We start from the raw sequence: 25,822 nt of genomic DNA, 5'->3' as shown, positions 1-25,822 counted from the left end.
CCAACGGGCCCTTCCACCCGGCCCACCAACCTGGCATCGAGACTGCCCATGTCGTATCTCAAGGATTTCCCCAACCCGGAAGGCTACTTCGGCGAATTCGGCGGCGCCTTCCTGCCGCCGGAGCTGGAACCGCATTTCGCCGAGATCAACCACGCCTATCAGACCCTGGCGCGCTCCGGCGATTTCCTGAACGAACTGCGCTACATCCGCAAGCACTATCAGGGGCGCCCGACGCCGGTGTACTACGCCCATAACCTGAGCCGTTCGGTGGGCGCGCATATCTATCTCAAGCGCGAAGACCTGAACCACTCCGGCGCGCACAAGCTGAACCACTGCATGGGCGAGGCGTTGCTGGCCAAGCACATGGGCAAACGCAAGCTGATCGCCGAGACCGGGGCCGGCCAGCACGGCGTGGCGCTGGCCACTGCGGCGGCCTACTTCGGCATGGAATGCGAGATCCACATGGGCGAGATCGACATCGCCAAGGAAGCACCCAACGTGACCCGCATGAAGCTGATGGGGGCCCAGGTGGTGCCGGTCTCCTTCGGTGGCCGCTCGCTGAAGGAGGCGGTGGATTCCGCCTTCCAGTCCTATCTCTCACAGGCGGACGAGGCCCTGTTCGCGATCGGTTCCGTGGTCGGGCCGCACCCGTTCCCGCTGATGGTGCGCAATTTCCAGTCGGTGGTCGGCATCGAGGCCCGCGAGCAGTACCTGGAGATGAGCGGTGGCGAGCTGCCGGATCACGTGGTCGCCTGCATCGGCGGTGGGTCCAACGCCATGGGCATGTTCGCCGGCTTCATCGAGGACGACCAGGTGCAACTCAACGGCGTGGAGCCGCTGGGGCGCGGTACCAAGCTCGGCGAGCACTCCGCCACCATGACCTACGGCAAGCCGGGCATGATCCACGGCTTCAAGTGCATGCTGCTGGCCGACGCGGAGGGCAATCCGGCCCCGGTCCACTCCATCGCCTCCGGGCTGGACTATCCCGGCGTCGGCCCGGAGCACTCCTACCTCAAGACCACCCAGCGCGTCGCCTACCACGCCATCAACGACGACGCGGCCCTGGATGCCTTCTACCAGCTCTCGCGCACCGAGGGGATCATCCCGGCCCTGGAAAGCGCCCATGCCGTCGCCTGGGCCATGAAGCACGGCCGCGAGAACCCGGGCACGACGATCCTGGCCAACCTCTCCGGTCGTGGCGACAAGGACATCGACTACGTCGCCCGCGAGTTCGGACACGGATAGCCCGCCTCGCCAATACGGCTCGAAGGCGGCGCTACGGGAACTTCAGGCCAGGTTGCGCCGGTCTCACTCTTGTTGACCACGGGCGGAGGCCTCGCGATGGCAGGCGGATGGGCAAAAGACGGTGCGGAGCAGGAGCAGATCGACAACACGGTCGAGGACGCCCTGCAACGGGTGCGCAGCCAGATTCCCACCGGGGAAGGTCTGAAAGAGTGCGAGGAATGCGGGGCGCCGATTCCCGAAGGCCGGCGCCAGGCCCTGCCGGGCGTGCGCCTGTGCGTGGGCTGCCAGGAGGCGGAGGACGCGGCACAGCAGGCCACCAGCCCCTACAACCGGCGGGCCTCCAAGGACAGCCAGCTGCGTTGATCTCGCCCCAGGGAAACACTGATTAATGTACACGCTCGCGTTGGCACCCCAGGTTTTCCGAGACCAGGCGCGTCGTGCAGCGGGTAGTGGTTCTACCCGCCCGTTTTTGATGTCTTCGGGGCGCAACGCAGGATCGGGGAACCTGGGGTACCAACCCCACAAGCTATTGAAAGACGGGGCTCGGCCGCCCGTTGTTGATGAAAACGGGCGCGGGAACGGCGTTGCGGCTCCCTTGTGCAGAATGACTGCACGGCAGTCACCGCGCCTTGTTCGCACGCAAAAGCGACTCGCGCGCGAGCGTGTACATCAATCAGTGTTCTCCTAGAGATACTTCATCCGCCCCCGGATGGACTCCAGATCGGATGCGACGTCCTTAAGGGTCGCGCCATCGTCGTCACTGCCAACCACCAGCCCCTTGCCGGAAACCGGGATCACGCTGTCGATCTGAAAGCGCCCGGTGGTTCCGCGCAGGAAGCACTCTTCGTCGAAGAACAGGCGATCACCATCCGGCCCGATCTCGTCGGACTCGAGCGTGTCGTACCCGATCAGCCGGGCAATGTCGTCACGCCCTTGGACGTCCACGGCTTCGATCGTCTGCTGCTCCGGATCAATCAACAAGGCCTTCATTCGGTTCCCCTCTGCACATGGGTTCATCGTCGCTACTACGGTAACGGTGCGTGGACCGTGGGGCCACTGCGAGCATGCACCGTGTGCGCCTGTCGCCCCCGGGAGACGCGGATCCGTGTCCCCATAACGCCCGTGCAACCAATCGGCCAAAGGGCTTTGCAATTTGCCGATTGCCCGTCTTTACTCAACGAGGTCGCCGCGCGCCGAGGCTGACGCAGGCACCCGATAAAAACAAGAAGGGAGGAGGAGACGGTGAACGAGAATCCGCACGATCTCGAAGAGCAGAAAAAGGAACTGGAAGCCGAATACGACACCGACCACGAGATCGGCGAGCAGAACATCAACCCGCTGGGGCTGGACCTGCACAATCCGGTCTTCGTCACCAGCGCCCTGTTGATTATCGCATTCGTCATCCTGTCCCTGGTCTTTCCGGAACAGGCGAACGAGCACCTCGACAACACGCGTCAGTGGATCGGCCGCACCTTCGACTGGCTGTTCCTGTCGGCCGGCAACATCTTTGTCCTGTTCTGCCTGGCCCTGGTCGTCCTGCCCATCGGGCGCATCCGCATCGGCGGCCAGGACGCCAAGCCGGAATTCTCGGTCATTTCCTGGTTTTCGATGCTGTTCGCCGCGGGCATGGGCATCGGCCTGATGTTCTGGAGCGTCGCCGAACCGGTGGGCTACTTCACCGAATGGTTCGGCACACCGCTGGGGATCGAAGGCGGGACCGAAGAATCCCGGCAGGCCGCGCTGGGGGCCACCATGTATCACTGGGGACTGCATCCCTGGGCGATCTACGCGGTCGTCGGCCTGGCGCTCGCGTTCTTTGCCTACAACAAGGGCCTGCCACTGACTATCCGTTCCGCGTTCTATCCGATCCTCGGTGAACGCATCTGGGGCCCGATCGGCCACGTGATCGACACCCTTGCCGTGCTCGCCACCATGTTCGGTCTGGCCACGTCGCTAGGCCTCGGCGCGCAGCAGGCCGCCTCGGGCATGGAGTTCCTGTTCGGCATCGATTCCGGCCTGAACACCCAGGTCGCCATCATCATCGGCGTGACCATCATCGCCCTGCTGTCGATCATGCGCGGCATCCACGGCGGGGTGAAGGTGCTCAGCAACATCAACCTGGTGTTCGCCGCGCTGTTGCTGCTGTTCGTGATGATCGCCGGGGGCGTCCTCGCATTCCTCTCCAGCATCGGCACCACGGTCACCGGGTATGTGCAGTACTTCATCCCGCTCAGCAACCCGGTCGGGCGCGAGGACGAGACCTTCTACCACGCCTGGACCATCTTCTTCTGGGCCTGGTGGATCTCCTGGTCGCCGTTCGTCGGCATGTTCATCGCCCGCGTGTCCCGCGGCCGCACGGTACGCCAGTTCGTCACCGCCGTACTGCTGGTGCCGACCCTGGTCACCGTGGTCTGGATGAGCGCCTTCGGCGGCTCCGGCCTGACTCAGGCGCGGGACGGCATCGGGGCCCTGGCGGACGGCATCTCCGACTCCTCCCTGGCCCTGTTCCAGATGCTGGAGCACCTGCCGTTCACCGCCATCACCTCGTTCCTGGCGATCGCCCTGGTGCTGGTGTTCTTCATCACCTCCTCGGACTCGGGCTCCCTGGTGATCGACTCCATCACCTCGGGCGGCAAGACCGACGCCCCGCAATCCCAGCGCCTGTTCTGGGCCACCACCGAGGGCGTGGTCGCGGGGGTCCTGCTGGCGGTTGGCGGTGCAGCGGCCCTCAATGCATTGCAGGCGGGGGCGGTGAGCACCGGCCTGCCATTCGTCATCGTGCTGCTGCTGATGTGCGTCAGCCTGATGAAGGGACTGTTCCACGAACTGGCCCTGATCCGCATCGAGGAAGCCAAGACCTGACGCCGGCCGCCGCCTGGATGGCCACCACAGGCCATCCAGCCTCCCCACCCGGCCCCCGCGCCCGCCGGTCTCGGCGCCGCGGGGGCCATTCCGTTGGGGACAACCACCCCCGGAATCGGGCATCCTCTCGCGGATGAGTCCACACGTCCCGGCGCAACACCCATGAGCTTCCGTCAAGCGGTCGCGCGACACCCGCTGCTGGCCGGCCTGGCCTTTCAGGCCGCGCTGATCCCGCTCGCCCTGATCCTGGCCCGGGTGGCCGGCATCCCGCTCAACGAGCGAATCGACTGGAGCCTGGAGGCCGCCGCGCTGGGCGCCCTTGCCGTGTTGCCCATGCTGATGCTGCTCGGCACGCTTGCGATCAGCGGCTGGGAGCCCTACCGCGCACTGGCCGACCAGGTGCGCGATTTCGTGCACCAACTCTTTCGCCACGCCCTGCCTGGCGCCGTGCTGCTGATCGCCGTCCTCGCCGGCGTGGGCGAGGAGCTCCTGGTGCGCGGCGTGCTGCAGGGCTGGCTGACCGAACGCTGGTCACCCGAGTGGGCGATCGTCGCCGCGGCGATCGTGTTTGGACTCGCCCATTCGATCAGCCGCCTGTACTTTGTGTTCGCCACCGTCATCGGGCTCTACCTCGGGGTGCTCTATCACCTGACCGGCAACCTGCTGGTGGTGATCGTCACCCATGCCCTGTACGACTGGATCGTCATCCACTGGTACCTGCGTTCCCGCGATGCCGGCAAGGGCGGCGCCTGATCATCCAGCAATTATCCAGGGGGAACGGGCCCGCCAAACCCCGCCTTGCCACTGCTGGATGCCATCCACGGGCGGGGGGTCGACGTCACCGACTGCCTGCCCCGGGAGCACGCGTCATGCTTCCAGACTGCGGGATCGGTGCGCTGGCGCGCCGCAACGAGGACGGGTTGGGCGGGTTCAGCACGCGCCCGGGTCACGGCCCGCGCGCGTCTGTTCCATGAATTGCGCCAGGCGCGCCGGCCGGCCGAGATAAAAACCCTGCACCAGATCACAGCCCAGAGCGCGCAGGCGGTCGAGGGTTTCCTGATCTTCCACGCCCTCGGCCACCACGCTCAGGCCCATCTTCTGGCCGAGCCCGATCATGGATTCCACGATGCGCTGGTGCGGCCGGCTGGACACCAGTTCGTGGACAAAGGTCATGTCGATCTTGAGCTCGTCGAGCGGCATGCGCAGCAGCCGCTCCATCGACGAATAGCCAATACCGAAGTCATCCATGGACACCCGCAAGCCCAGGTCCTTCATCCCGTGCAGGGCCGCACGCGCCTCGGCGTCGTGACTCTCCATCACCGCGGTTTCGGTCAGCTCCACCGTGACGCTCTCCGCCGGCACCTGCCAGACCTCCAGTGACTGCGCCACCAGATCCACCACCTCCCGTTCCTGCAGGTCGTCGGCAGAAAAGTTCACCGAGATCCCCGCATCCAGCCCGGCCTGGCGGTACTCGGCACACTGGCGCAGGGCCGTGTTGAAGACCCAGTGCGTCAGCCGGGGCATCAGGTCCGTTCCCTCCGCCGCCCGCACCATGGTGTCCGGACGGATCGAGCCATACTGCGGGTGATCCCAGCGCAACAGGGCTTCCACCGATTGCACGCAGCCCGATGCCAGCGCGACCTGTGGCTGATACTCGAGGTGCAGGCTTCCCTCCTCGATGGCCTGCCCCAGCTGGGACCACAGATCCACGCCCTCCAGCATGGTCGCCGCCGCCTCCGGGGCATACAGGCGCAGGCGCGCCCGGGCCCGTCGCGCCTGCCGAACCGCGGCATAGGCATGAGCCAGCAAATCCTGCGGGTGCACCACCCGGGGGCCCGCCAGCGCCAGCCCGGCACGCGGCCAAAGCAGCACCTGCCGCTCACCACAGGCAAACGGTTCACTCAACACCCGCAGCATCTTGTGGGCCGCCAGTTCGGCGAACCCACTCCCGGCCACGGCCGGTTGCGCACAGGTGATCTGATGGCGTCCGGTGATCCCGACCAGGCCGTCGCTCAGGGCGCTCGCCAGCGCCTGACCCGCGTTCCGGATCAGTTCGTCTCCCGCGGCGTACCCCAGGGCCGCGTCCACGTCCCTTAGCCCCTCCAGTTCGATGACGGTCACGGCTGCTTGCGCCCCGGCCTCCTGCGGGCACGGGGAAGTCCCGTCCAGGGCACGGAGAAAATCGTGATATTCAAACAGATTCGACATCGACAGAAGTCCGGCGGCTACGCCCATGCGGCGAAATCAGTAGATGCGGTCCCCAATACGGAATGCGCACCTACTCAAAGATAATAGCGCGCCGGATCGACCCCGTAGGCACCCGCCGGAAGGTCGCGCAGGATCTGCCGCCGCGCCTCCTCGGAATCCGGCGCAGGCGAGCCCAGATCCAGCTCCCACGGGTCGGGATACGGCATATGGGACGGATCGAGGATGCGCATCACCCGGGGCATGAAGCGCTGCGTGCGGCGGTGACTCAGCACGATCGCGACCTCGCCGTTGTCCAGCTCCACCAGGCTGCCCACGGGAAACAACCCCACGCAGTGGGTGAACTGATCCACGAGCGCCGAATTCAGCCCCCAGCGCGCGTGCTCCCGCAGTTCCTTCAAGGCCTCGAAGGGGGTCCCGGCCAGGCCGCCCTCCGTCAGCATTTCCTCGTAGGAATCCACGATAGCCGCCATGCGCGCATAGGCACAGATCTGGTTGGCTACCAGACCCCGTGGGTAGCCACGCCCGTCCTCGCGTTCGTGGTGCTGGGCGACAATGTCGCGCACGCCCTCCGGGATCCCGTGGGAGCGCTGCAGGATCGCCTCGCCATATTCCACGTGGCGCTGAATCTCGCGCCGCTGATCCGGGGACAGCCGCGTGCGGCGCCCCAGGAGCGTCCGCGGCATCTGCATCTTGCCGATGTCCATCAGCAGACCACCCAGCCCGAGGATCGACAACTCGGCTCGATCCAGCCCCATGTGCCGACCCAGCGCCAGAAGATGGATCGCGACATTGAGCGAGTGGGCGTACAGCACATCGTCCGAGTGGCTCAGCCTGGCCAGCAGCAGCAGGGCGTCCGGGTTGCGTTCCACGCTCTCGCGCAACGCCTCGGACGCCTCGCGGGCCGCCGCCAGACGCACCCCGGGGTTGCGCTCCATGCCGGCACGGATCTGCTCCAGCACACGCCCGGCAATCGCCTGAGCCTCCCTGGCCGCCGGGAGCTCCTGCTCCACCGAGCAGTGATCGCGATACACCGTCATGCCGCGGAACTGGGCGGCCTCGGCCGGGCTCGAGGCCGTCACGGCAGTCCGCGCGGACTCCGCGGCCGATGGCAGCCGGCTCAACGACGCCGGCGCGCTCTTCTCCAGATCAACGAACACATGCACACAATGGCGAGCGAGCTCGTCGATATCGTCCTGCGAGCGAATCCGCACCCCCTCGACCAGATAGGGCGTCTCCAGCCACGGACGATCGAGCCGGCTGACGTACATACCAACCTGCAGATCGGAAACCGGGATCTCCTGCTGTAACAGTCCCCAGGGCATACCACTGTTGTCCAACTGTCGCATCTGGCCGCCATAATGTTCGACCAGCTTTGCATCATCTCCACCTTAGCGCCACTTATCGAGGGGCAACAGCGATTGAGTGCAGAATCCGTTAGTCGTTCGCAAAAGCCGGCATCCGGCGGACTGAGGGGGAGCGATCGACACTGAGCAGACCGCCCCCACCCGCGCGCGTCCTCGGGCGGGGGCGGCGTCAATCGCGCGCCTGCCGAATGGCCAGAGCCATCTGATTGCGAACGGCCTTCAGGGCCCGCAGGACCGTCGGTTCCACGGCTGCGCCGGCCGGCAATTCCAGATACAGCAGCCCGATACAACGATCGCGCACCGCCAGCGGCAGCAGGAGAAAACTGCGCGCATCCAGGGCCTGGCGAAACTCGTCGGGGATATAGCGACTGATCGAGGCCTCGTGGCTGTCGGTGATGACCAGGTCCTTCTTCTGTTCCAGGGCCAGCGACAGGATGTCGCCCTTGCCTGCGAGCGCGAGTCGCAGCCGTCCGGACAGCGTCTCGGCATCCTTTCCGAAGGCGGTATGCGCCACCAGCACCCGATGCTCGCGATCGGCGAGCATCAGCATTACCCGCCGCAGACCGAGTGTCTGGTACAGGGTCTCGAGCGTTGTCTGCATCAATGTGTTCAGCTCGAATTCGCCCACCATGCTGTCCAGCATGTCGGTGAGGGTCTCCATCAGTGCCGCGGCCTGGGCGGCGGGATCGGCGGTTGCGGCTGCCGCCGCTTCGCCGCTCCCCTCCGCGGCTTCGATATCCGCCGCGTCGCTGTCATCGATCTGCACACCCAGATTCGCCTTCAGCCGGTTCAACGGCTCGCGGCCCTCCGGCGGCAGCTTGACCACCGTCAGGAAGTGATCCATATGCTCGCGCCCGGACTTGATGGCCCGCTGCATGCCGCGGGCATCCACGCCCAGGGCACGTTCGTAGCGCCTGCGCAGATCGGTCAGCAGAGCGCCCTGCTGGTCACGATCCGCCTGGGTAATGCATTGCCCCATCTCCGACGCCAGGGTGACGATGCGATGCAGGCGCTGGTCGGCATCCCGCGCGGCCGGCAGCGTGCCCGAGGGAGCCCGTTCCACCGACGTAACAATCTCGCGCGGGAAGTTCCAGTCCTCCAGCACGCTGCGCGCCAGGGCCTCGTAGGAGATCCCCAGGACCTGGCGGGCGGCACTGCCCTCACCCGTACCCTGACCCACACGAATGCGGATTTCGTCCGCCTCCTCCGGCAGGTAGTACAACACCAGCATGCGACCGATATCGTGGAACAGCGCGCAGACGAACGCCCGCTCGCTCTCCACCCCGCCGACCTGCTCCGCCAGATCACGCGCCAGCATGGCGCTGAACAGGGTGCCGACCAGCGCCTCCATCAGGCGTCCGGAATGACGCCCACCCTTGAGGTTCTCGAACAGCACAAGCCCGAGCGCCGCCGTGCGCACCTGCTCGAAGCCCAGCAGCACGATCGCGCGCGAAACGGTGCGGATATTGCCGCCAAAGTTGCTGTAAAAGGGGGAGTTCGCCAGCCGAAGCAGCTTCTGCGTGGTGGCGTAGTCCTTCAGCACGGCATTCGACAGCTCGGCCACCGAGCGCTTCATGGTGTCGTCGGAACACTGGGTGATCTCGCGGATGTGGCTGGAGATACCGGGGAAATCAGGCTTGCGCCGGATCCGCCGCAGGATGAAGTCCTGCGATCCGTCGCCCGTCTGGCCTTCGCCCTCGACGGCCACCACCAGCGCCTCGCGAAACTCGCGGGCCGATGCGAAACGTTCGGCGGGATCCGGGCGGGTGGCCCGGAGTACCAGGGCGTCGAAGCGTTCGTCGCCATTGCCGGTGCGACCGGAGGGTGGCTCCAGCGCCCCCGCCTGCATCGCCTGCCGGATCGCCGCGGGGCTATCACCGGCAAACGCGCGCTCGCCTGTCAGCATCTCGAAGAACAAGGCCCCCAGGGAGAACACGTCGGACCCTTCGGTCGCGGCCTCATTCGCCAGCCGTTCCGGCGCCAGGTAGTAGGGTGTATCCGGCAGGTGGCTCTCGCCACGCGCGGCCACGTCGGGCAGCGCCATGCCCAGCCCGGTGATGCGCGCATGTCCCTCGGGGTTCACGGTCACGTTCGCCGGCTGCAGGGCCCCGTGCAGGATGCCCTGCTCGTGCGCCGCCGCTGCCGCATCCAGCAGCTCGCGCATCAGGGCCAGGGCGCGATCGATCGGCAAGGGTCCGCGCGCCAGGATCTGCTCCAGGGTCTCGCCCTCGACGTACTCGAACACCAGGTAGACGCCGTCGGCGTAGTCCCCCGCCTCGAAGATTGGAGCGATGTTCGGGTGCCGAAAGCGGCTTAACCGGCGGGCGTCTTCAAGCAATGCCTGGCGGGTCGAAGCGTCCGCCGCGACGTTGGTCAGCGTTCGAATCGCGACCTGCCGATCCAGCAGCGGGTCGTGCGCGACATAGAGCCCGTCGCGGGCACTCGTACCCAGCGTCCGCGTGATCCGGAAGCGTTCGATCTCGGGCACGGCCATGCGGTCAACCACCGGCCACCCCCCGATTCCCCATGCCCACGTTATCGACCCGAGCGATTGTCAGCCCCACCATGTACGGATCCATCCGTCTTCTCCCTGTATTTCAGCGGGGCCCACCCCGGCCCCCTACCGACCCTCCGAGGAGGGCCTCCATCTCAATCAGCTGGGTCGCGCGCGTGTTCCTTGAGGATGTCCAGCGGGATCACCGCCAGGGTCTCCTCGTGCGTCGCGCGCAGGAAGACCCCGGGCGCCGCCCCCGCCCGGTAGGCCTCCAGCCAGCGCGCGGCGCACAGGCACCAGCGATCCCCGGCCTCCAGGCCGGGGAAGCCGAATTCCGGAACCGGCGTGATCAGATCATTCCCCCGTGCCAGGGAGAAATCGAGAAACTCGCGGGTGAGCTCGGCGCACACGGTATGCATGCCCTGGTCGTCGTAGCCGGTGGCACAACGACCGTCGCGATAAAACCCGGTGACCGGTCCGCGACTGCAGGGCTCCAGGGCCCCGCCAAACACGTTCTTCGAGGGAAATGGCTGCATTGAGGGAATCTCCGTCTGCTATTCCTACAGGATAACGGAGACCCGGCCTCCCAACGCGAGCGTTTACTCCGTCCGGGGGAATTCAGTCGGCGTCCGGCCAGCCCCATTCGTCCAGAAACGTGCGCAGGTTCCCGGGCTGGTAGTCGACATCCTGCCGGTAGCGTTCCAGGGCACTTGGATGCACCTCGGTCGGGTGACCCGACTGGTACAACGGACGCCGATAGCGCCGTCGCAGGCGATAGATGTGCCGCCGCGAGCGGTGCAGCGACGCCAGCGGGTCGGGGCGCAGGTTATCCGGCAGATACCCCTCCACTTGCAGTCCGGCCATCCGGGCTTGCTCGATCATCCACGCCAGCGGGGCCTCTGACGCGAGACGCCCCTCGGCATCCGGGGCGTAGCCGCCGCCCACGTCGGCATGCACGCCACTGAACCACAGCTGTTTCAGGTCCAGCCCCGGGCGCGGATCCCACAGGGTGGGCTCAAAGTCGGCTCGTGTCTCGTCGATCGCCATGGCATGGCGGGCGATGCGCACGTTGGACCCCAGCTTGGTGTCGTAGAACTCGTCCGTACGATCGAACATTCCTAGCAGAGAGAACGGGATTCCCAACGCGCCGACCGTATCCCAGACACCAACAAAGCGGATCTCCCGCGAGGGATGTGCATGTTTCGCGCGAAAGGTACGCGAGGCTTCGCCCTCGGGCGCATGGCTGGCGCCGGTGTTCTTGTAGTGCCGAAAGGCCTGCTCGATCAACCGTGCATCCGGGCGCTTCAGGACCCCGCAGTTGTTGATCAAGCCGCACAGGCTGCGAACGGTGTACGCCCCGCGGCTGAAACCGAACAGGAATATCTCGCTGCCGGGGGCGTAGTTCTGCACGATGTAGCGATAGGCATCCTGGATGTTCTTGTGGATGCCACGCCCGGTCACGCCACCCGAGATCTTTGCGTAGTACGCCCCCACGCCCCAGTCGTAGTAGACCTGCTGCGGGTCGCCCATGGCATCGGCGGGCGCAATGGCCCGCGCCAGGCGCAGGACATTGGTCGGCACGTCCGACTCGACGTCCTCCTCCGGGCGATTCCAGGTTCCGTCCGCACAGATCACGATCCGCCGTGTCATTCGCTGGTCTCACATCCTTGTCGTCGGGCGGTCCCGGCGATCATTCAGCGCACGGCATACCGCCGTGTGATGCCCCCCTCAGGAGCCGATCTCGATCCGGCGCACGCCCGGCCGGGCGTCGTCCTTGCGCCGGGGGATGTCGATCTTCAGAACACCGTTCTTGAACCGCGCCTGGATGGCATCGATATCGGCGTCCCCGGGCAGGCTGAGGATACGGCGAAACTGTCCGTAGGCCCGCTCCACCCGATGGTAGCCCGCGTCGTCTTCCTCGGTCTCCTGGCGCTTCTCGCCGGAGATGATCAGGTCGTCGCCATCCACCGTCAGGTCGATCGCGTCCTCCTCGATCCCCGGCACCTCGACGCTGATCCGGTAGGCCTCGCGGCTCTCCGCGATATCCACACTGGGCTTGAGCAGCATCGAGGCGGCGGCATCACCCCCGCGCATCCCGAGGGCCGAGCCAAAGAAATCCTCGAACATCCGGTCCATCTCGCGGTGCATGCGCATCAAGGGGTCGGCGCCCTCGCGCCGAGCCGGCACGACCTCCGTGCTCGCGGTCTCCTCGCGCTTGAACCAGTTCCACGGCTTGAGCTTTTGCAGGTCCATGGTGATCACCTCCGTTGCAAATCCTGTCTACCGAGTTAACTAGGTCGCGGAGAGGGACTTTTCAAGCCCTGCGAATCAGCCCCCCCCGAAAATCGGCTAGCCGCACCGGCTGACGCCGCGCGCCCCAGTTGCCGGGGCGCGCCTCGAACACCCCGGGCACCGATGCCCCGCAGGCGTTGCAGCAACCATCGGCGGTCAGTTTCCAGTCCGAGAGTTCGTACCCGTCGCGGCCAATCACGCGTTGCCCGCAGCCCGCACACCAGGTGCTCTGGCCCTCCGTGTCATGCACATTGCCGGTATACACGTGATGGAGACCCTGCTCGCGAGCGATGCGCCGCGCCCGCTGCAGCGTATCGATCGGCGTGCGCGGGTGTTCGGTCATCTTGAAATCCGGATGGAAGGCGGTGAAATGCAGCGGCACATCCGGCCCCAGATGCTCCCGGACCCATTGCGCCATGGAGGTGATCTCCGCATCGCTGTCGTTCTCCCCCGGGATCAGCAGCGTGGTGATCTCGACCCAGGTATCGGTCTCGTGCACCAGCCATTCCAGGGTGTCGAGTACTGGCTGCAGATGGGCCCCGGTCAGCTTGTGATAGAAGCGCTCGGTAAATGCCTTCAGGTCCACGTTCGCCGCATCCATGGCGGCAAAGAATTCGCCGCGCGCCTGCTCGGTGATGTAACCGGCCGTCACGGCCACCGTGCGGATATCCCGGGCGCGGCAGGCCGCCGCCACGTCGATGGCGTACTCGTGGAAGATCACCGGGTCGTTGTAGGTAAAGGCCACCGCGCGACAGTCCAGCGCCTCGGCGGCACGTGCAATGGTCTCGGGATCGGCGCGATCGGCCAGCGTGTCGATCTCGCGCGACTTGCTGATGTCCCAGTTCTGGCAGAACTTGCAGGCCAGGTTGCAGCCGGCCGTGCCGAACGACAACACCGGACTGCCCGGGAGGAAGTGATTGAGCGGCTTCTTCTCGATCGGATCCACGCAGTAGCCGGAGGAACGCCCATAGCTGGTCAGCACCACGGCATCGTCGAGATTGGCGCGCACAAAGCATGCGCCGCGCTGTCCGGGCTTCAGCTTGCAGTAGCGCGGGCACAGATCGCACTGTACGCGGCCATCCTCCAGGGCATGCCAGTAGCGCGTGGCGACGGTGAATGCGTCGTGTTCGGGGATGTCGTTCATATCCAGTCCAGACCGTGATTCATGGTCTTGTATATGAGGACACAATCCCAATATTCAACAACATAATGTTTGATGGAGCCCCCCAATGACGGCACAGCCCCGCATCCGCGAGCCCGCCATCGCGGGCCAGTTCTACCCTGCCGATCCCGAGGAGCTGCGCGCCACGGTCACCCGCTTGCTCGATGCCGTCCCACTCGTAGCGGACGCGGCGCCGCCCAAGGCCCTGATCGCGCCGCATGCCGGCTACCCGTACTCCGGCCCGGTGGCGGCCTCGGTCTATGCGCACATCCGCCCCCTGGCGGGGAAGATCCAGCGCGTCATCCTCTTGGGTCCATCGCATCGCGTGCCCTTCCGCGGCATCGCGACCACTACGGCAACGGCCTACCGCAGCCCGCTGGGAGACCTCCCCGTGGACCACAAAGCCCTGGAAGCCATCGCGGACCTGCCCGGCGTCCAGTTACTGGACATCGCCCACGGACCGGAACACAGCCTGGAGGCCCACCTGCCGTTCCTGCAGGTGGCACTGGGGACATTCGAACTCGTCCCGCTGGTGGTCGGGGATGCCTCGTCCGAGCAGGTCGCGAGCGTGCTGGAACGGCTGTGGGGCGGCCCGGAGACCCTGATCGTCGTGAGTTCGGATCTCTCCCACTTCCACGACTATGCCACCGCGTGCCGCCTGGACACGGCCACCACCCGTGCCATCGAACAGCTGGACGAACACGCGCTGGGGCCGGAACAGGCCTGCGGCTGCCGGCCGCTGGCGGGCTTGTTGCGGCTCGCGCGGCAGCGCGGTCTCACCATCACCACACTGGACCAGCGCAACTCCGGCGACACCGCCGGCCCGCGCGACCAGGTGGTCGGCTACGGCGCCTGGATGCTGCAATGACGCACACCATCGACCTGCCCGCGCCGGCGCGCGAGCGCCTGCTGGAACTGGCCGCGGATGCCATCCGGCGGGCCGCGCACCATGCCCCCGCCCGCCCCATTGCACTGGGACAGGAGCCCGACCCGCTACCCGATCCCGGCGCCAGCTTCGTCACCCTGAAGCAAGGGGAAACCCTGCGCGGCTGCATCGGCACGCTGGAGGCCCACCGGCCCCTGGCCGCGGACGTCCTGCACAACGCTCGCGCGGCGGCGCTCAATGACCCGCGCTTTCCGCCGCTGCGCACGTCGGAACTGGCCGGTCTCGCCTACTCGGTCACGCTGCTGACCGCGTCGCGACGCATGGAGGCCGCGCAGCGCAAGGGCCTGCTGGATCAGCTACAACCGGGCCGGGACGGCCTGGTCCTTCAGGCCGGAGCGCGCCGCGCCACCTTCCTCCCTGCGGTCTGGGAACAACTGCCCGACCCCGAGACCTTCCTCGATGCCCTGCTGCAAAAGGCCGGGCTGGCGCCGGGCAGCTGGCCCGACGGCCTGCAGGCCTGGCGCTACGGGTCCTTGGAGGTTGCCGGTGAACTTTGAACCGAGTGTGACGCTGTACCTGATCGTCGCCACCGTCGCGGTCTCCCTGCTCGCATGGCAGAACCCGCGCTGGTTGCAGGCGATGATCCATCACCCGCCATCGGTGCAGCGCGGCGAATACTGGCGCCTGGTGACCCACGGCTTCATCCATGCCGATGGCACTCATCTCGCGTTCAACATGATCACGCTGTTTTTCTTCGGCATGGCCATGGAGCGCGTGCTGGTGCCCGCGATCGGCATGGGCGGCTTCGTGCTGTTCTATCTGGCCGCCATCGTCCTCGCCAGTCTGCCAAGCCATCTGAGCCATCTGCGTGACCCGGGCTACCGCTCGCTGGGCGCTTCCGGCGCGGTCTCCGCGGTGCTGTTCGCCTACATCCTGCTGCAGCCGTGGTCGCTGTTGTTCGTGTTCTTTATCCCGGTCCCCGCCATCGTGTTTGCGGCGCTCTATGTCGGCTATTCGCTCTATGCCCAGCGCCAGAACCGCGACAACATCAACCACAGCGCCCACCTGTGGGGCGGCGCCTGGGGCATCGCCTTCATGCTGTGGCTGGAACCCGGCCTGCTGGCGCGATTCTTCCAGGAACTGCTCTCGCCCCTCGGGTGACCCCGGTTACTTGTCGCACGCCCCGGGCAGTTCTAGCCTCTGCGCACTTTCCTCCCCGACACCGCAGGATCCCGCCATGCAAGACGCCATCGCCACGCTCCCCAAGGTCGAGCTGCACCTGCACATCGAGGGCTCCCTGGAACCCGAGCTGATGTTCGCCCTGGCCGAGCGCAACGATGTCGATCTCCCGTATGCCTCGGTCGAGGAGGTTCGGGCCGCCTACCAGTTTCACGACCTGCAATCCTTCCTCGATATCTACTACGCGGGCGCTTGCGTCCTGCTGACCGAGCAGGATTTCTACGACCTGACCTGGGCGTACCTCGAACGCTGCCGGGACGACCACGTCCGCCACACCGAGATCTTCTTCGACCCGCAGACCCACACCGAACGCGGCGTGCCCTTCGCGACGGTCATCGACGGCATCCACCGCGCGCTGGCCGACGGCGAACGGGAGCTCGGCATCACCAGCCGCCTGATTCTCTGTTTCCTGCGCCACCTGAGCGCCGAGGCCGCGATGGAAACCCTGGAGACCGCCCTGCCCTGGCGCGAGCACATCCACGCAGTCGGGCTGGACTCGGCCGAATTGGGCAACCCGCCGGAGAAATTCCAGGCCGTGTTCGAGCGCGCGCGGGCCGAGGGATTCCCCGCCGTCGCGCATGCCGGCGAGGAGGGACCACCGGACTACATCTGGCAGGCACTGGACCTGCTCAAGGTCGCGCGCATCGACCACGGCGTCCAGGCCGAGCAGGACCCCGACCTGATGCAGCGCCTGGCGCGGGAGCAGATCCCGCTGACCGTCTGCCCGCTGTCCAACATCAAGCTGTGCGTATTCGAGCGCCTGGAACAACACAACCTGAAGCGCCTGATGGACGCGGGGCTGTGCGTCACCATCAGCTCGGATGACCCGGCCTATTTCGGCGGCTACGTGGGGGAAAACTTCCGCGCCACGGCCGCGGCCCTGCAGCTGGACCTGGATGACCTGGAAAAACTGGCACGCAACGCCGTCGACGCCGCGTTCCTGGAAGCCAGCGCAAAACAGCGCCTGCACGACGAGATCGGCGACTGGCGGGCCCGGCAGGCCGCCTGAACCGCGAGAGCGGGTCCGGGATTCCTACCCGGAGAAGCGCGTCGGGCGGGCCGGAAGACGCCCCTTCGCCACCAGGCGCTCGATGCGGGTGAACACCTCTCCGCGGCCGAAGGGTTTCTTCATGAAGTCGTCGGAGCCGATGCGATCGAGGAAGAACTGCTCGACCGCGTCCTCGTTGCCGCTGATCATGATCACCGGCACCTTCGCGGTGGCGGGGTCCCGGCGCAGTTGACGCAGCATGGCAAACCCGGTCATCCCGGGCAGGAGGATATCCAGGAAGATCAGGTCCGGTGGATTCTCGCGCGCCAAAGCCAGCGCCTCCTCGGCATCGCCGACGCCAATCGGCTCCAGCTCGTTCTGCTTGAGCATGCTGGTGAGCAGCGCGACCACCGTGCGCGAATCATCCACCACCAACACCCGCAGCCCGCGAGCGGCCTCCTGGCGTGCCTTTGTACGCCGCTCGCCAGCCTTGCCGAACCGCAGCAGACTCCCCATTCGCTGCATGTAGCTCATGCCGGACTCCTTTCCCCTGGCCGTAGTGTGTTGTCGCACGCCAGATGACCGCATTGTTCCCGTGCCCGCACGCGCTGTCCAGCGCGCCTTGACGGCTCGTTTGAAGCCCGGTGCGAAGACGCGCATTATCCTGGTTTGCCTGCGGATCACTGAATGGAGTCAGGGCCCAGCATGACGGCAGACACGCTCCGGCCGCCGGGCACGGCCGCGCCCCGGCGAGACCGCCCAATGGACGGCCCGCCATGAAGATCCTGGTCGTCGACCACTCCCGCGTATTCCGGGCGCTGTGGAGCCGAATGGTCCTGGCCGCCGGACACAAGCCGATCATGGCCGCAAGTGGTGCGGAGGGCCTCGTCCGCATCGAGGAAGACGACCTCGAGCTGGTCTGCGCCTCCATTACCCTGCCCGACATGAGCGGGATCGAGTTCTGCCGCCAGGCACGCGACAAATCCGCCGGCCATGATCTGCCGCTGATCCTGCTGACCACCAAGCAGGACCACGACATACGCCGCGCGGCCTTCGAGGCCGGCGCCACCGATCTCCACGACAAGACCAACATCCGTGACCTGTTCCACCAGGCCGCACGCTACGGCCGGCCGGTGGAACACGCCCATGAGGGGCATGTGCTGTATGTCGAGGACAGCCCCACCGTCGCCCGGGTGATGACTCGCATCCTCGAAGGCATGGGTCTGGAAGTAGCGCACTTTCGGAGCGCCTCCGCCGCCCTGAATGCCTTCGACGAGGCCACCTGGGATCTGGTCCTGAGCGATATCCTGGTCGAGGGCGACATCAGCGGCATGGGGTTGGTCAGCCGCCTGCGCCACCGCTTCCCCGACAAGACCAGCCTGCCGATCGTCGCGATGTCCGGCCTCGACGACCCGAACCGACGCGCCGAGCTCTTCCGCCTGGGGGTCAACGACTTCGTGACCAAGCCGGTGCTGGAAGACGAGGTCCGCGCCCGCATCGGCAACCTCCTGGCGAACAAGCGCCTGCTCGAGGAAGTGCAAGGCCAGCGCCAGAAACTCTACGACATGGCGATGATCGATCCCCTCACCGGCCTGCGCAATCGCAATGTCCTGGCCGAATGCGCCGCACGCTTCTTCACCGAAGCCAACCAGAAGGACATGGCCCTCAGCCTGATCCTGCTGGATATCGACCATTTCAAGCAGATCAACGACAGCCACGGCCATCTGGTGGGCGACGAGGTCCTGGTTGGTGTGGGCGAGTTGCTACGTACCACCGGGCGCGAGGTCGATGTCGCCCTGCGCTTCGGCGGCGAGGAATTCCTGCTGGTCCTGCCCGAGTGCGACCTGTTCGATGCCCATACCCGTGCCGAGGAGCTGCGCCAGCAACTGCGCGAACTCCAGCCCGCCGGACTGACCATTACCGCCAGCTTCGGCGTGACCAGTCGTCCCTGCGGTCGCGAGGTGGACATGAACGACCTCTTCCGGGTCGCCGACCAGGCCGTCTACCAGGCGAAGAGCGAGGGGCGTGACTGCGTCGTCTCGCGCACCCTGGATGCTGGAGCCGAATCCGACTGCAAGGACATCCACGCCGCCGCCGACTCGCCCGGGCCGGTGCAACCGACCCCGGAACCGTCTGTCTGAGACGCGGACCAGGCCCGCCACTCAGCCCTGGATACGCCAGCTGCCGTCCGGCTGCCGACAGGCGGTCCCGTACACCTGCTCGGTCTGGCCTCCGATCACCGCGTCGATGGTGTACTCGCGGCACGGGCCGGCGGTGGTCTCGTAGGTCCGCGTCGGCACCACGGTGTACTGGTTGCCGCTGTCGGGGTTGACCCACCGCGAGGGCACACCCGTCCGCACACTCTCCAGGGTCTGGGCCGTCTTCAACCGGTCGACCTCGTCCATGGACTGGCCCACCGAGCCACCGATCGCCGCGCCCGCGAGGGTGCCGGCAATGATCGCCGCGGTCCGGCCACGCCCGGAGCCGACCTGCGAGCCAAGCACGCCCCCCAGCACGCCGCCGATCACCATCCCGGCCTGTTCCTGCGACCCCTGATAGGTCGCACAGCCGCCGAGACCCAGGACCGCCGCCAGGACAATCGCGAAAGAAACATTGCGCCACATGAGCATTCCTCCACCGGCGACCCGTATCTGAACCCGTGGGGGACCGGGACCCGTACCGGCTCTGGCGTCCCCCTGACCGGAGTATAGGCCACCCGGGGCCCACTCTCCGGCGCCCGGAAAACCAGGCCGGGCGGTCAGCCGGGCGGCTTTGTCGGGCCGGATGCGGCGCCCTTCGGCTCCGGCTTCGACGCATTGATCGCGCGCTGGAAGACCCAGCTCTTGATCTCGCGGATCTGCTCCACCATGGTCCGCGACAGCGGTACCGTGTTGATGACGTTGCGGATCACGTCGCGCTGGTTGAACACCCGCCCCTCCTGGTAGGCGTCGATCCGCGCCGACTTCACCGCCTGCTCGATCTCGGCCCCGCTCCAGTCCTCGGTGCTGGCCGCCATGTAGTTCAGATTGAAGTCCTCCAGGTTGCCGCCGTGACGCTCGACGTGGATGCGCAGGATCTCCTTGCGCTCATCCACATTCGGCAGGTCGAGGAAGAACAGCTGGTCAAAGCGCCCCTTGCGCATCAGCTCGGCCGGGAGCTGCTGGATGCGGTTCGCGGTCGCCGCCACGAACACCCGGGGCGACTTCTCCTGCAGCCAGGTGAGAAAGCTGGAGAAGATGTTGACATTGCCGGCGCTGCCCGCGGCGTGACTATCGAAACCGAAGGCGTTCTCCAGCTCGTCGACCCACAGCACCATCGGCGCGATCTCCTCGGCGATCCGGGTGGCCCGGGCAAAGGCGTATTCCGGCGTACCGAAACTGCCGGACAGCACCAGGCTCATGTCCAGCCGCACCAGCGGCAGCCCCCAGGCGGTGGCGATGGCCTTGGCGGCCATGCTCTTGCCGCAGCCGCTCACCCCCATGAACAGCACCCCGGCCGGCAGCGGGACGTTGTCGTTCCAGGCCTTCTCGGTGAACAGGTCAGCGCGTGTGCGCACCCATTCCTTGAGGTTCTCCAGACCGCCGATATCCTCCAGCGAGCGCTGTGGCGGATAGAACTCGAGGCAGCTCTCCTTGCGCAGGATCTGGCCCTTCTCCTCCTGGATCTCGGCCAGCATGTCGGCCTCGGGCAGCGGCTTGCCGCGGAACAGCCGCGCACTCAGGTGCCCGACCTCGTTGAGCGACAGGCCGCGCATTCCCGCCGCCACCCGGAACAACTGCTCGCGCGGGACCGCCTCGGCGCCGCGGGTGTGTTCGAGCTGCTCCAGCACCTCGGCCTCGGACGGCAGCTCCACCTCGACCAGGAAGACCTCCTTTTTCAGGATCTCCGGCAGCTTCAGCAACGGGCAGCTGAGGAACACCACGTTGCGTCCCTTCTTCAGCTGGTAGTACAGGTCGCGCACTCCGCGCACCAGCGCCGGGTTGTCATCGAACCACATGGGCAGATCCTTCAGCAGGACCATGCGCGGGGCATCCGTCTCGCCGGCCGCCACCCGCGCCACTGCAGCTACCGGGTCCGTCGTCGGGGCATTCGGGTCGTCGTGCTCGCCAAATCCGTGACTCGCCGACCAGACTTCCAGGTGGCCGTCTTCGCCGTAGAACGAACGTGCGACCGAACGCAGCAGCCGCTCTATGCGATCTTCGTCCCAGCCGAGAAGGTAGAACACCGGATAGTGCGACTTGAGCCCGCGCAGGATCTTGTGTGCCGTCTGATTCTCCAGCTTCTTGCTCAATGCGCGTCTCCTCCCCGGGTGCCTGAGCCGAGTGTACCGATCCGCGGCGCCGATGCGACCTGCCCACCGAACCTTGGGATTGCGCATCCGCTACTCTGACCGCATCACGCCGGACGCTCCCCGGAGGCCCCGCTCAATGACGCCCCCCCGCCCCCGACCCAACGGGTTTTCCCGCGCCAACATCGGGCGCGGCCTGCTGGTGCTGCTGATCGCGCTGGGCATCGGCATCGCGCTGTGGATCGGCGATCCGGTCCGCCTGCTGGCCTGGGGCGATGCCGTCGCGGGCGGCCCCTGGGCCACGGCAGGGCTGGTGCTCCTGATGGCCCTGATGCTGACCCTTGCCCTGCCCGGCACGCTCATCCTCTGGTTGATCGCCCCGTTCCATCCGCCCCTGTTAGCCATCGGTCTGCTCCTCGCAGGTAGCGTCAGTGGTGCCTGGGGTGCGTACCGCGTGTCCGCCCGCCTGGCGCGCCATCCCGATCACGAACGCCGCGAAGACGCCTGGCTGGCCGATTTCCTGCACCGCCACAGTGGCCTCGCCACGCAGATCGCGCTGCGCGTGCTCCCCGGCTTTCCCCATTCGATGGTCAACTACGCCGGCGGCGCGCTGGGCCTTCCACTTGGCCGTTTCCTGCTGGCAGCCGTCCTTGGGCTCGCCGTCAAATGGAGCGTGTACGCCACCGCCATCCACGGGACCACCGACGCCCTCGCGAGCGGCGAGGCCCTGCAACCGCAAACCCTCCTGCCCCTGTTTGCGCTGGCGGTGCTGTTGCTACTGGGCGCCGCGCTGCGCCACCGGATTCAGCGCCGCCACTCACGGCGCATTGAGACCGACGAATGACACAGCCGATGGCGCTGACCCGCCCGCCAAACCGAGAACGGCTTCCCGGAGTCTACCCAGCCAGCCTGTGACCACCCGTCAGGTTGGTTACACTGTTGCGCACCATTCAAGCCCGGCCACCGCGTGACCCACGATACTGCCCCGCAGCAACATTCGGACATCGGCGACGTCAACCAGCGCTTCTACGATGGCTTGTGGGCGGACACGCGGCTGGTGCACCCGGAGCGCTTCAACACCTGGAGCCTGGTATCCAGCCTGGCCAAATCGCATACCCGCCGGCTCGAAGTAGGGCCCGGCATGCGCCCGCGCCTGCCGATCGCCGGCACCCACTTTGTCGATATCAGCCCACCGGCCCTGGCGGCACTGGAAAGCGCGGGCGGCATCACCCACACCGCCCCCATCTCCGCCCTGCCCTACGCCGACCAGAGCTTCGACCTGGTGTGCGCGCTGGACATCGTCGAGCACGTGGAAGACGACGAGGCGGCCCTGGCCGAGCTCTCGCGGGTGGCGGCACCCGGGGCCCGGGTACTGCTCTCCACCCCGCTACACCCGGAATACTGGACGCCGTTCGACGACATCGTCGGCCACTACCGGCGCTATGAACCGGCCAAGCTGACGCAACTGCTGGAACGCCACCACCTGCAGATCGAGCAAAGCGCAATCTTCGGCATGAAGCCCAAATCCTCGCGCCTCAATGACCTCGGCATGTGGTTCCTGCAACGTCATCGGCCGGTCGCGATGAAGGTCTACAACCGCTTCCTGATGCCCCTGGGACTGCGCCTGCAAAAGCCCCTCGAATTGACCCCCGGCATGGTCGCCACCGACGGCGTCGAAGAGGTCTTTCTGGTCTGCCGCCGCGCATCCTGAAGCAACACGCCCCCGGCTGCCCCTGACACGACCCGGGTCGGTGGCGACTCAAAGCCCCGCTCCGCACCGGGCCTGCTTGATGGAAACCCTCGTCCGGGCGTACTGTCTGTACAGGTAATACTCCCGAGAGACCATCCAATGCTCGACCTGCTGCGTTCACGTTCCACCTACCGCGATCAGCGCTTCCAGTTTTCCCTGCTGGTGCTGGCCACCGGGTTCGTGTTGACCGTGCAAAACCCGGAGGCACAGGAATCCGCCGCGGAACTGTTCTCCAAGGTCGAGTTCCCGAACTTTGCCCAGGTACAGGACATGCGCCCGCAGCTGCCCCCACCGTGGATGGAGGGTGACCAGCTGGCCAGCGAGGACTCCGAATCGACCCCGGTGGTCACCCTGCTCGAGCGCACCGATGCTCGATCCGCCGACCCGCGCGAGCGCCCGACGCGCTCCGCCGGCGACGAATAACCCCGGCGGCGCGGCTCACATCCCCGCCGCGCAAACCCGGTTTCGCCCCTCGCGCTTGGCGCAGTAAAGCTGCCGGTCGGCCTCTCCCAGAAGGTCCTCCGGCGCCACCGATCGCCCCCTGTCGACCGCGGATACCCCGAGACTGACCGTCACCGCATCCGTCACATTATCCGGGTGGCCCAGCTGCAACGACTCGACCTTGCGGCGCACGCGCTCGGCGACCGCCCGCGCACCCTCCAGGGTGGTGTCCGGCAGGATGCAGGCAAACTCCTCGCCGCCATAACGCGCCACCAGATCGGTGGGCCGGTGTGCCGCGGCGCGCAATACCTCCGCGACCTGGCGCAAGCAGTCGTCCCCACGCTGGTGGCCAAAGCGGTCGTTGAACGGCTTGAAGTGGTCAATATCGATCATCAACAGCGCAAGGTTCACCTCGCGCCGCGAACCGCACTCGCGCTCCAGGACGGCATCGAATTCGCGCCGGTTGGCGAGGCCGGTCAGGCCATCTACCCGCGCCTGGCGGGCCAGCTCTGCCTCCACCTCCTTGCGCGCGAAGGTGCCGGCGATGATATCGGCCACCACCTGCAGCACGGCGATCTGTTCGGGGCTCCACTCGTAGTGCCGGGCCACCGAATCAAGGCCCAAGAGCCCGAAGGCCTTCTGATCACTGATCAACGGGATGAGCAACAGGGACTCGATATCCTGGCGCCGGAACTCGGCCTGCTCCACCACCGCAGCCTCGGGGAGCGCACCCACATCGGGGACGTGCACCGGGTGTCCCTGCCGAATCTGGCGGGTCACCCAACCATGCGCCTCCATGGGTATCCCTTGCATCTCGTCGAGGAAGGGGCCGACCCCGGGCGCGCACCACTCGCTCACCAGGTCCATCGTCTCATGGTCCGGGCGAAAACAGATCACGTAGGCTCGCCCCATCCGGAAGAACTCGCCCAGACGTTGCAGGGCCTGCACAACGGCCGCGTCCACCGCGTCCGCCGACAGGTCCGCAAACTGCGCGGAGATCGCCGAGACCACCTCCTGCAACCGGTACTGGTGCTGTGCCCTGAGTTCCAGTTGCTTGCGCTCGGTGATGTCCTCGCCCATCACGCTGGCCCCAAGCAGCGCGCCCTCGGCATCAAAAAACCGCTGGGCATACCAGGACAGCGTGCGCTCTTCGCCATTGCGGGTGCAGATAGTGGACTCCAGGCCCGCGATCTCGCGGCCTTCGTGAATGATGGCCTGCCCCTCGGCGAAGACCGCCGCGCGATACTCCGGGTCGGGGAAAAGCCATTCCCAGATACTCGCGTGTCCCACGACTTCCTCGCGGCTGTACCCGCTGATCCGTTCCGCCGCGCGATTCCACAGCGTCACCCGCCCCTCGGTATCCAGGGTGTTTACCCAAACCGGAGCGTATTCAATGATCTGTGAATGGAAACACGCGGAGGGGTCTGCCGCCATGATGATCCTCGCAACGGGAAACAATCGGCGCGTGGCGCAACGCCGCCCGGCGAACACGCGCAATCCCGTTCGCCCATCTCAATGAGGTTAGCAACATTCCCCGCCCTTCGCGCCAGAAAAGACGGCCGTTTGTTAGGCTGCCGTTGCATTCCCTGACGAGACGCTGATTCGCATGACCGAATCCTTCAAGGCCCTGCTCCTGGAACCGCAGCCCGACGGCCCGGTGGCCACGATCCGGACACTCACCCTCGACGACCTGCCCGCGGGCGAGGTCCTGCTCCAGGTTCACTATTCGGGGCTTAACTACAAGGACGGCATGATCCTGCAGGGGCGGGGCAACCTGGTGCGGGATTATCCCCACGTGCCGGGCATCGACCTGGCCGGGACCGTGCTCGAATCGGCGGACCCGCGCTACCGCCCGGGAGATCCCGTCGTGCTGACCGGCTACCGTGTCGGCGAGGCCCACTGGGGCGGTTACGCCCAGCGCGCGTGCGTCCGCGGCGACTGGCTGATCGCTCAGCCGCCCGGATACAGCGCGCGCCAGGCGATGGCCGCGGGCACTGCCGGCTTTACCGCCATGCTGGCGGTGCAGGCCCTGGAAGACCACGGATTGCAACCGAGCACCGGCGAGGTTCTGGTCACCGGTGCCTCCGGCGGCGTGGGCAGCATCGCCGTGCGGCTCCTGGCACGCCTGGGCTACACGGTCACCGCCGTGACCGGACGCCCGGAGAACGCCAACTACCTGCACCAACTGGGCGCCAGCACCATCTTGGCTCGCGAGGCGCTGGCCGACGCGCCGGCCAAGCCGCTGCTGGGCGAACGCTGGGCCGGCTGTGTGGACACGGTCGGCGGCGACATGCTGGCCCATGTACTCGCCGGGATGGCGTACGGACGTTCGGTGGCCGCCTGTGGCCTGGCCGGCGGCGCGCAGCTCCAGACCACGGTCCTGCCGTTCCTGCTGCGCGGGATCAACCTGCTGGGGATCGACTCGGTCCTGTGCCCCGCCGAGCGGCGGCGGGGCACCTGGGAGCGCCTGGCCGCTCTGCTCCCCGGGGCCGATCTCGACGCCATCACCAGCGAGATCGGCCTGGAAGACCTGCCGGACTACGGCGAAGCGATCCTGAAGGGCCAGATCCGCGGCCGTACAGTAGTCCGGCTGGATTAACCCC

Annotated in this window: 25 protein-coding genes; 13 read left to right on the top strand and 12 right to left on the bottom strand. The window is 66.7% G+C overall.

What is annotated here, in order from left to right; genetic code table 11:
• Window positions 1–48 precede the first annotated feature (48 nt).
• Window positions 49–1,245, top strand: coding sequence for a tryptophan synthase subunit beta (trpB, locus tag F622_RS0108530; protein WP_019571712.1), 1,197 nt, complete (start codon window positions 49–51; stop codon window positions 1,243–1,245).
• Window positions 1,246–1,341: 96 nt separating this feature from the next.
• On the top strand, window positions 1,342–1,608 hold the full coding sequence (locus F622_RS0108525) for a DksA/TraR family C4-type zinc finger protein (RefSeq protein ID WP_018938096.1): 267 nt from the start codon (window positions 1,342–1,344) through the stop codon (window positions 1,606–1,608).
• A gap of 321 nt (window positions 1,609–1,929) precedes the next feature.
• Here the strand turns inward: F622_RS0108525 and F622_RS0108520 are convergent, their stop codons facing one another.
• On the bottom strand, window positions 1,930–2,235 hold the full coding sequence (locus tag F622_RS0108520) for a hypothetical protein (RefSeq protein ID WP_018649937.1): 306 nt from the start codon (window positions 2,233–2,235) through the stop codon (window positions 1,930–1,932).
• 252 nt (window positions 2,236–2,487) lie between these two features.
• Between F622_RS0108520 and F622_RS0108515 the strand changes: the two genes are divergently transcribed.
• Together F622_RS0108515 and F622_RS0108510 are read left to right on the top strand one after the other, a co-directional pair.
• The gene (locus F622_RS0108515) at window positions 2,488–4,107 is read left to right on the top strand and encodes a BCCT family transporter (protein ID WP_019568548.1); all 1,620 of its coding nucleotides are present in this window, start codon (window positions 2,488–2,490) and stop codon (window positions 4,105–4,107) included.
• 162 nt (window positions 4,108–4,269) lie between these two features.
• The gene (locus F622_RS0108510; protein WP_019571711.1) at window positions 4,270–4,860 is read left to right on the top strand and encodes a CPBP family intramembrane glutamic endopeptidase; all 591 of its coding nucleotides are present in this window, start codon (window positions 4,270–4,272) and stop codon (window positions 4,858–4,860) included.
• A 177-nt stretch (window positions 4,861–5,037) separates the two neighbouring features.
• Here F622_RS0108510 and F622_RS0108505 read toward each other — a convergent pair whose 3' ends face one another.
• The 7 genes from F622_RS0108505 to amrS all read right to left on the bottom strand — a co-directional run bounded on the left by F622_RS0108505 (window position 5,038) and on the right by amrS (window position 13,609).
• A complete protein-coding gene (locus tag F622_RS0108505; protein ID WP_019571710.1) occupies window positions 5,038–6,315 on the bottom strand; it encodes an EAL domain-containing protein in 1,278 nt (425 codons plus the stop codon).
• 74 nt (window positions 6,316–6,389) lie between these two features.
• Complete coding sequence (locus F622_RS0108500; RefSeq protein WP_051080023.1) at window positions 6,390–7,637, bottom strand: HD domain-containing phosphohydrolase; 1,248 nt, start codon at window positions 7,635–7,637, stop codon at window positions 6,390–6,392.
• Window positions 7,638–7,848: 211 nt separating this feature from the next.
• Window positions 7,849–10,173 (bottom strand): HDOD domain-containing protein, encoded by a 2,325-nt coding sequence (locus tag F622_RS0108495; protein WP_019571709.1) that lies wholly within the window; start codon window positions 10,171–10,173, stop codon window positions 7,849–7,851.
• A gap of 155 nt (window positions 10,174–10,328) precedes the next feature.
• On the bottom strand, window positions 10,329–10,709 hold the full coding sequence (locus tag F622_RS0108490) for a DUF2237 family protein (protein WP_018144213.1): 381 nt from the start codon (window positions 10,707–10,709) through the stop codon (window positions 10,329–10,331).
• A gap of 82 nt (window positions 10,710–10,791) precedes the next feature.
• Window positions 10,792–11,823 carry a DUF2235 domain-containing protein gene (locus tag F622_RS0108485; protein ID WP_018170079.1) on the bottom strand — a complete coding sequence of 344 codons (1,032 nt, stop codon included), beginning with the start codon at window positions 11,821–11,823 and terminating at the stop codon, window positions 10,792–10,794.
• A gap of 78 nt (window positions 11,824–11,901) precedes the next feature.
• On the bottom strand, window positions 11,902–12,426 hold the full coding sequence (locus F622_RS0108480) for an Hsp20/alpha crystallin family protein (protein WP_018170080.1): 525 nt from the start codon (window positions 12,424–12,426) through the stop codon (window positions 11,902–11,904).
• A 61-nt stretch (window positions 12,427–12,487) separates the two neighbouring features.
• On the bottom strand, window positions 12,488–13,609 hold the full coding sequence (gene amrS, locus F622_RS0108475) for an AmmeMemoRadiSam system radical SAM enzyme (protein ID WP_019571707.1): 1,122 nt from the start codon (window positions 13,607–13,609) through the stop codon (window positions 12,488–12,490).
• 85 nt (window positions 13,610–13,694) lie between these two features.
• On the opposite strand from amrS, the gene amrB reads away from it, so the two are divergent.
• From amrB to F622_RS0108455, 4 genes are all read left to right on the top strand, one after another.
• Window positions 13,695–14,495, top strand: a complete 801-nt coding sequence (gene amrB, locus F622_RS0108470; protein ID WP_018170082.1) for an AmmeMemoRadiSam system protein B — start codon at window positions 13,695–13,697, stop codon at window positions 14,493–14,495.
• Entirely contained in the window at window positions 14,492–15,070 is a 579-nt protein-coding gene (gene amrA, locus F622_RS0108465) for an AmmeMemoRadiSam system protein A (RefSeq protein WP_019571706.1), read from the top strand. Before amrB ends, amrA begins: the two co-directional genes overlap by 4 nt.
• Entirely contained in the window at window positions 15,060–15,674 is a 615-nt protein-coding gene (locus F622_RS0108460; RefSeq protein WP_018170084.1) for a rhomboid family intramembrane serine protease, read from the top strand. Before amrA ends, F622_RS0108460 begins: the two co-directional genes overlap by 11 nt.
• Window positions 15,675–15,750: 76 nt before the next feature.
• Complete coding sequence (locus F622_RS0108455; RefSeq protein WP_019571705.1) at window positions 15,751–16,761, top strand: adenosine deaminase; 1,011 nt, start codon at window positions 15,751–15,753, stop codon at window positions 16,759–16,761.
• A gap of 24 nt (window positions 16,762–16,785) precedes the next feature.
• On the opposite strand, the gene F622_RS0108450 is transcribed toward F622_RS0108455, so the two are convergent.
• The gene (locus tag F622_RS0108450) at window positions 16,786–17,274 is read right to left on the bottom strand and encodes a PleD family two-component system response regulator (RefSeq protein WP_018144221.1); all 489 of its coding nucleotides are present in this window, start codon (window positions 17,272–17,274) and stop codon (window positions 16,786–16,788) included.
• Between the two features lie 242 nt (window positions 17,275–17,516).
• On the opposite strand from F622_RS0108450, the gene F622_RS0108445 reads away from it, so the two are divergent.
• Entirely contained in the window at window positions 17,517–18,881 is a 1,365-nt protein-coding gene (locus F622_RS0108445) for a diguanylate cyclase (protein WP_019571704.1), read from the top strand.
• Between the two features lie 21 nt (window positions 18,882–18,902).
• Here the strand turns inward: F622_RS0108445 and F622_RS0108440 are convergent, their stop codons facing one another.
• Together F622_RS0108440 and F622_RS0108435 are read right to left on the bottom strand one after the other, a co-directional pair.
• Window positions 18,903–19,364 (bottom strand): glycine zipper 2TM domain-containing protein, encoded by a 462-nt coding sequence (locus F622_RS0108440; RefSeq protein ID WP_018144223.1) that lies wholly within the window; start codon window positions 19,362–19,364, stop codon window positions 18,903–18,905.
• Between the two features lie 134 nt (window positions 19,365–19,498).
• The gene (locus F622_RS0108435; protein ID WP_019571703.1) at window positions 19,499–21,031 is read right to left on the bottom strand and encodes an AAA family ATPase; all 1,533 of its coding nucleotides are present in this window, start codon (window positions 21,029–21,031) and stop codon (window positions 19,499–19,501) included.
• Between the two features lie 136 nt (window positions 21,032–21,167).
• Between F622_RS0108435 and F622_RS0108430 the strand changes: the two genes are divergently transcribed.
• From F622_RS0108430 to F622_RS0108420, 3 genes are all read left to right on the top strand, one after another.
• Window positions 21,168–21,872: a VTT domain-containing protein gene (locus tag F622_RS0108430; RefSeq protein WP_019571702.1), complete on the top strand. Its 705-nt coding sequence runs from the start codon at window positions 21,168–21,170 to the stop codon at window positions 21,870–21,872.
• Window positions 21,873–21,995: 123 nt separating this feature from the next.
• On the top strand, window positions 21,996–22,739 hold the full coding sequence (locus F622_RS0108425) for a class I SAM-dependent methyltransferase (protein WP_019571701.1): 744 nt from the start codon (window positions 21,996–21,998) through the stop codon (window positions 22,737–22,739).
• A 138-nt stretch (window positions 22,740–22,877) separates the two neighbouring features.
• Complete coding sequence (locus F622_RS0108420; protein WP_019571700.1) at window positions 22,878–23,201, top strand: hypothetical protein; 324 nt, start codon at window positions 22,878–22,880, stop codon at window positions 23,199–23,201.
• A gap of 15 nt (window positions 23,202–23,216) precedes the next feature.
• Here the strand turns inward: F622_RS0108420 and F622_RS0108415 are convergent, their stop codons facing one another.
• On the bottom strand, window positions 23,217–24,653 hold the full coding sequence (locus F622_RS0108415) for a diguanylate cyclase (RefSeq protein WP_024326173.1): 1,437 nt from the start codon (window positions 24,651–24,653) through the stop codon (window positions 23,217–23,219).
• Between the two features lie 172 nt (window positions 24,654–24,825).
• Between F622_RS0108415 and F622_RS0108410 the strand changes: the two genes are divergently transcribed.
• Window positions 24,826–25,818 carry an MDR family oxidoreductase gene (locus F622_RS0108410; protein WP_019571698.1) on the top strand — a complete coding sequence of 331 codons (993 nt, stop codon included), beginning with the start codon at window positions 24,826–24,828 and terminating at the stop codon, window positions 25,816–25,818.
• Window positions 25,819–25,822 lie beyond the last annotated feature (4 nt).

Source organism: Thioalkalivibrio sp. ALMg3 (assembly GCF_000381225.1).
GTDB classification, from domain to species: domain Bacteria; phylum Pseudomonadota; class Gammaproteobacteria; order Ectothiorhodospirales; family Ectothiorhodospiraceae; genus Thioalkalivibrio; species Thioalkalivibrio versutus.
Note: the sequence above shows the minus strand (reverse complement) of the source record. Positions and strands in the feature narration are given on the sequence as shown.

Coding starts and splice junctions, on each gene's coding strand:
- trpB (WP_019571712.1), top strand. CDS start 49: ATGTCGTATCTCAAGGATTTCCCCAACCCGGAAGGCTACTTCGGCGAA.
- F622_RS0108525 (WP_018938096.1), top strand. CDS start 1,342: ATGGCAGGCGGATGGGCAAAAGACGGTGCGGAGCAGGAGCAGATCGAC.
- F622_RS0108520 (WP_018649937.1), bottom strand. CDS start 2,235: ATGAAGGCCTTGTTGATTGATCCGGAGCAGCAGACGATCGAAGCCGTG.
- F622_RS0108510 (WP_019571711.1), top strand. CDS start 4,270: ATGAGCTTCCGTCAAGCGGTCGCGCGACACCCGCTGCTGGCCGGCCTG.
- F622_RS0108505 (WP_019571710.1), bottom strand. CDS start 6,315: ATGTCGAATCTGTTTGAATATCACGATTTTCTCCGTGCCCTGGACGGG.
- F622_RS0108500 (WP_051080023.1), bottom strand. CDS start 7,637: ATGCCCTGGGGACTGTTACAGCAGGAGATCCCGGTTTCCGATCTGCAG.
- F622_RS0108495 (WP_019571709.1), bottom strand. CDS start 10,173: ATGGCCGTGCCCGAGATCGAACGCTTCCGGATCACGCGGACGCTGGGT.
- F622_RS0108490 (WP_018144213.1), bottom strand. CDS start 10,709: ATGCAGCCATTTCCCTCGAAGAACGTGTTTGGCGGGGCCCTGGAGCCC.
- F622_RS0108485 (WP_018170079.1), bottom strand. CDS start 11,823: ATGACACGGCGGATCGTGATCTGTGCGGACGGAACCTGGAATCGCCCG.
- F622_RS0108480 (WP_018170080.1), bottom strand. CDS start 12,426: ATGGACCTGCAAAAGCTCAAGCCGTGGAACTGGTTCAAGCGCGAGGAG.
- amrS (WP_019571707.1), bottom strand. CDS start 13,609: ATGAACGACATCCCCGAACACGACGCATTCACCGTCGCCACGCGCTAC.
- amrB (WP_018170082.1), top strand. CDS start 13,695: ATGACGGCACAGCCCCGCATCCGCGAGCCCGCCATCGCGGGCCAGTTC.
- amrA (WP_019571706.1), top strand. CDS start 14,492: ATGACGCACACCATCGACCTGCCCGCGCCGGCGCGCGAGCGCCTGCTG.
- F622_RS0108455 (WP_019571705.1), top strand. CDS start 15,751: ATGCAAGACGCCATCGCCACGCTCCCCAAGGTCGAGCTGCACCTGCAC.
- F622_RS0108450 (WP_018144221.1), bottom strand. CDS start 17,274: ATGAGCTACATGCAGCGAATGGGGAGTCTGCTGCGGTTCGGCAAGGCT.
- F622_RS0108445 (WP_019571704.1), top strand. CDS start 17,517: ATGAAGATCCTGGTCGTCGACCACTCCCGCGTATTCCGGGCGCTGTGG.
- F622_RS0108440 (WP_018144223.1), bottom strand. CDS start 19,364: ATGTGGCGCAATGTTTCTTTCGCGATTGTCCTGGCGGCGGTCCTGGGT.
- F622_RS0108430 (WP_019571702.1), top strand. CDS start 21,168: ATGACGCCCCCCCGCCCCCGACCCAACGGGTTTTCCCGCGCCAACATC.
- F622_RS0108420 (WP_019571700.1), top strand. CDS start 22,878: ATGCTCGACCTGCTGCGTTCACGTTCCACCTACCGCGATCAGCGCTTC.
- F622_RS0108415 (WP_024326173.1), bottom strand. CDS start 24,653: ATGGCGGCAGACCCCTCCGCGTGTTTCCATTCACAGATCATTGAATAC.
- F622_RS0108410 (WP_019571698.1), top strand. CDS start 24,826: ATGACCGAATCCTTCAAGGCCCTGCTCCTGGAACCGCAGCCCGACGGC.